Source organism: Roseateles sp., assembly GCF_031397715.1.
GTDB lineage: Bacteria > Pseudomonadota > Gammaproteobacteria > Burkholderiales > Burkholderiaceae_C > Paucibacter_A.
In genome coordinates this window covers 1-3,627 of record NZ_JANNMI010000035.1, presented here as the reverse complement: position 1 = coordinate 3,627, position 3,627 = coordinate 1, and the positions used below count along the sequence as shown (strand labels likewise).

Here is a 3,627-nt window from a genome sequence, read left to right as displayed (position 1 = left end):
ATTGCTTGTAGGAGATAAACAATGGGCTCGTTGAGTATTTGGCACTGGCTGATCGTGCTGGTGATTGTTGTGCTGGTGTTTGGCACCAAGAAGCTCAAGAACATTGGCGGCGACCTGGGCGGTGCCGTCAAGGGTTTCAAGGACGGCATGAAGGAGGGCGGCAGCAGCGCCGATGCTGCGGCACCTATGTCGGCAACTACGCCACCGACCCAGCAAGTGACCAGCAAGGCGACCGACAGCAACACCGTCGACGTCGAGGCCAAGACCAAGTTGTGATAGTCAGCCGGTGTGACGCTGCATGATTGACTTCGGATTTGACAAGCTGGCGCTGATTGGCGCCGTCGCCTTGATCGTGATCGGGCCCGAGCGCCTGCCACGCGTAGCGCGCACCGTCGGGCACCTGCTCGGCAAGGCGCAGCGCTATGTGTCCGACGTCAAGGCCGAAGTCAGCCGTTCGATCGAGCTCGAAGAGCTCAAGAAGATGAAGACCGAGATGGAGGCGGCCGCGCGCGATGTGGGGCAAACCGTCCAGCAAGAAGTCAATAGCGCCGGACAGGCCTTCGAGCAGACTTGGTCCGATGTCGGTGACAACCACAGCATCGCCGGCAGCCACGGCTATGACGGCAGCTCATTCGGAGCCACCGCTTACAAGCGGCCCAAGAAGAACTGGCGTTTGAAGCGCGGCGCCACGCCTCAGTGGTACAAGCTGCACCAGGGTGTACGTCGCCACGCTCAGTCGGGCGCTGCGCGCGTCGCACGCTTCCGTCCTATTTCACGTTGACCCCAGTCAGATAGCGACGCCCCCACCGCATGAGCAATGACAGCAAGCCCGACGATGAACTCGCCGGCACCGAGCAACCTTTTGTCTCCCATTTGATCGAGTTGCGTGACCGCTTGGTGCGCGCTGCGATCGCGGTGGGGCTCGCCTTCGGCGTGTTGGCCATCTTTCCGGGCCCGTCGGCGCTGTATGACTTGCTGGCTCAGCCTTTGGTGGCGCAGCTGCCTGTTGGCTCGACGCTGATCGCCACCAGCGTGATCTCGCCATTCTTGGTGCCCTTGAAAATCACCTTGATGGCGGCGTTTTTGATCGCCCTGCCGGTGGTGCTTTACCAGGTTTGGGCCTTTGTGGCGCCGGGGCTGTATTCGCATGAGAAGCGCCTGGTCTTGCCCTTGGTGTTCTCCAGCACGGTGCTGTTTTTCATCGGCGTGGCGTTTTGCTATTTCTTTGTGTTCGGCCAGGTCTTCAAGTTCATCCAGAGCTTCGCGCCCAAGAGCATCACGGCGGCGCCCGATATCGAGGCCTATCTGAGCTTTGTGATGTCGATGTTCATCGCTTTCGGCGCTGCTTTTGAGGTGCCGGTGGTGGTCGTGATGTTGTGCCGCATGGGTTTGGTGACGGTCGAGCAGCTGCGCGAGTTCCGCGGCTACTTCATCGTGCTGGCCTTCGTCATCGCGGCCATCATCACGCCGCCGGATGTGGTGTCGCAGCTGGCGCTGGCGATCCCGATGTGTATCTTGTACGAGGTCGGCGTGTTCGCCGCCGGCTACTTCAATCGTTTTTCGAAGGCGCCGGACGAGGCCACCTGAGCTCAGCGCTCAGTGTCTTGCAGCGGGCCCGGCTTGGGTCGCTGGCCGACCATCACTTCGACTTCTAGCTGTTTCGAGCCGCGTTGCAGCGCCAGGGTGGCCGGCTCCAGCGGTTTGAGTGCGGCAACCGCCGCCAGCAGTTGAGCGGGGCTTTGCACGGCGGTAGTGCCGACCTTGGTCAGCACATCGCCGGGCTTGACACCGGCCTTGGCGGCCGGCGCATTCGCCAGCACGCCGCTGATCAAGACCCCGGACGTCAGCGGCAACTTGAAGGCCTCGGCAAATTCGGGCGTGAGCTCGCGGGTCTGCACACCGATCCAGCCGCGGGCCACCTGACCGTCACGCAGCAAGGCTTCCATCACCAGGCGCGCCGAGCTGATGGGAATCGCAAAACCTATCCCCAAGCTGCCACCGCTGCGCGAGTAGATGGCGGTGTTGATGCCGACCAAATTGCCGTCCACATCGACCAGCGCGCCGCCGGAGTTGCCGGGGTTGATGGCGGCATCGGTCTGGATGAAGTTCTCGAAAGTGTTGATGCCCAGCTGGCTGCGCCCGAGGGCGCTGACGATGCCCGACGTGACCGTTTGCCCGACATTGAAGGGGTTGCCGATCGCCAGCACCACATCGCCGACTTGCAGACTGTCGGCCGCGCCCAGGTGGATAACGGGCAAGCGCTCCAGCTCAATCTTCAGTACCGCCAGGTCGCTCTCGGGGTCGGTGCCGACCAGGGTGGCGCGCGCTTGGCGGCCATCGGTCAGCATCACTTCGATGTCCGAGGCGTCCTCCACCACGTGGTTATTGGTCAGCAAATAGCCATCGGCGGAGACGATCACGCCCGAGCCCAGGCCGGTTTGCGGGCGCAGCGTTTGCTTGCCTTGACCGCGCTGGCCGAAGTGAAACTTGAACCAGGGATCCTGCGTTTCAGGGTGACGCTGGGGCGCTTTGCTGGCCGTGATGCTGACCACGGCCGGTGCGGCACGCCTTGACGCTAAGCTGTAACCTGCGCGCAGCCCGGCACTGCCGGCTTCGGCCGGTGGGTAGGCCGCAGCCGCGCCGGAAGTTTGGCTGGTTTGAGGCAAGGTGACAGCGGGCATTGGCCGCAGCCATTGCGGCTTGAGCGTGCTCAGCACAAACAGTACAGCCAACACGACGGTGGTGGCCTGAGCGAAAATCAACCAAAGCTTACGCAATCAAAAGTCTCCCTATGCCTCAACGTCACGTCATCGATCTCTATCTGAAGCGCCTGCTCGAGGTCGATCTGTTCAAGGATTATGGGCCGAATGGTCTGCAGGTCGAGGGGCGCGCCGAGATTCGGCACATTGTCTGCGGGGTGACCGCGAGCTTGGCGCTGATCGAGGCCGCCATAGCCGCCGGCGCCGACGCGATCCTGGTCCACCACGGCCTCTTCTGGCGCGGTCAGGACGGGCGCGTGACCGGCTGGATGAAGCAGCGCTTGGCCCGCTTGCTGGCCGCCGATGTCAATTTGTTTGCCTACCATCTGCCCTTGGACGCCCACCCGGAACTCGGCAACAACGCCCAGCTTGGGCGGCTTTTGGCTTGGCAGGCCGATAGCCGGTTTGGTGAGCAGGAACTGGGTTTTGCCGGCAATTTGGCGCAACCCCAGTCACTGACCGCCCTCGGCGCTCAGCTAGAGCTGCAGCTACAGCGGGCGGTGGTGGTGGTGGGCGGTGACGGCCGGGAGCTCAAGCGTGTGGGTTGGTGCACCGGCGGTGCGCAGGGTTATTTTGAGGCGGCCATCGCGGCTGGGGTTGATGTATTTGTGACCGGCGAGATCTCCGAGCCGCAAGCGCATCTGGCCGCCGAGACCGGGGTGGCGTTTATTGCAGCCGGCCACCACGCCACCGAGCGTTACGGCATCCAGGCTGTGGCTGCTCATTTGGCCCGTGAACTCGGCCTGACCCAGCAATTCATCGAGATCGCGAATCCGGCATGAACACCAACCGTTCCAGCAAAGCGATTCTGCTCACCATGGGTGATCTTTGTGGCATCGGCCCGGAAATCGTCGCCAAGGCCATGGCC

Annotated in this window: 4 protein-coding genes and 2 pseudogenes; 5 read left to right on the top strand and 1 reads right to left on the bottom strand. The window is 62.8% G+C overall.

Annotated elements, in window-relative coordinates:
- Positions 1-21: 21 nt before the first annotated feature.
- The 4 genes and pseudogenes from tatA (at position 22) to tatC (ending at position 1,587) form a co-directional block, all read left to right on the top strand.
- The gene (gene tatA, locus RMO57_RS01735; protein WP_310383649.1) at positions 22-276 is read left to right on the top strand and encodes a Sec-independent protein translocase subunit TatA; all 255 of its coding nucleotides are present in this window, start codon (positions 22-24) and stop codon (positions 274-276) included.
- Positions 277-298: 22 nt separating this feature from the next.
- Positions 299-527, top strand: a pseudogene (gene tatB, locus RMO57_RS21945) (Sec-independent protein translocase protein TatB); the annotation flags it as partial.
- A 110-nt stretch (positions 528-637) separates the two neighbouring features.
- Positions 638-781: pseudogene (tatB, locus tag RMO57_RS21940) on the top strand (twin-arginine translocase subunit TatB); the annotation flags it as partial.
- Between the two features lie 29 nt (positions 782-810).
- Positions 811-1,587: a twin-arginine translocase subunit TatC gene (gene tatC / locus RMO57_RS01725; RefSeq protein ID WP_310383646.1), complete on the top strand. Its 777-nt coding sequence runs from the start codon at positions 811-813 to the stop codon at positions 1,585-1,587.
- Between the two features lie 2 nt (positions 1,588-1,589).
- Here the strand turns inward: tatC and RMO57_RS01720 are convergent, their stop codons facing one another.
- Positions 1,590-2,777 (bottom strand): trypsin-like peptidase domain-containing protein, encoded by a 1,188-nt coding sequence (locus RMO57_RS01720; protein ID WP_310383645.1) that lies wholly within the window; start codon positions 2,775-2,777, stop codon positions 1,590-1,592.
- A 14-nt stretch (positions 2,778-2,791) separates the two neighbouring features.
- Here RMO57_RS01720 and RMO57_RS01715 point away from each other — a divergent pair, with 14 nt between their 5' ends.
- Positions 2,792-3,541, top strand: a complete 750-nt coding sequence (locus RMO57_RS01715; RefSeq protein WP_310383643.1) for a Nif3-like dinuclear metal center hexameric protein — start codon at positions 2,792-2,794, stop codon at positions 3,539-3,541.
- The last annotated feature ends 86 nt before the right edge of the window (positions 3,542-3,627 follow it).